The following is a 451-nucleotide window of genomic DNA, read 5'->3' as shown; positions in this document are numbered from 1 at the left end:
AGGCGGCTGGTTTCCTTAGGCATAATAACATTATCAATAACATCAGTTTCAACACACAGCCGCCTGAAGGCGGCTGGTTTCCTTAGGCATAATAACATTATCAATAACATCAGTTTCAACACACAGCCGCCTGAAGGCGGCTGGAACCTCCTGCATACGTTCGATTGTGAGAGTAGGGGTTTCAACACACAGCCGCCTGAAGGCGGCTGGTCGGGGCATAAAAATTCGCCGCTTTCCAAATCCTGTTTCAACACACAGCCGCCTGAAGGCGGCTGGCATTGCAAAACGGGTTATTATTCGCGCTCACGCGGTTTCAACACACAGCCGCCTGAAGGCGGCTGGGGACGACATCTTCCCTTCGCGGATGTAGTGGTCGTTTCAACACACAGCCGCCTGAAGGCGGCTGGGGACGACATCTTCCCTTCGCGGATGTAGTGGTCGTTTCAACACA

1 CRISPR repeat array is annotated in these 451 nt (G+C 52.8%).

The features are described 5' to 3' along the window. Positions 1–45: 45 nt before the first annotated feature. Positions 46–407: a CRISPR direct-repeat array (repeat unit 32 nt; unit sequence GTTTCAACACACAGCCGCCTGAAGGCGGCTGG). Positions 408–451 lie beyond the last annotated feature (44 nt).

It is taken from the genome of Neisseria sp. P0008.S010 (assembly GCF_051962715.1).
GTDB classification, from domain to species: domain Bacteria; phylum Pseudomonadota; class Gammaproteobacteria; order Burkholderiales; family Neisseriaceae; genus Neisseria; species Neisseria elongata.
The sequence above is the reverse complement of the archived record's forward strand: the minus strand, read 5'-3'. Positions and strand labels throughout refer to the sequence as shown.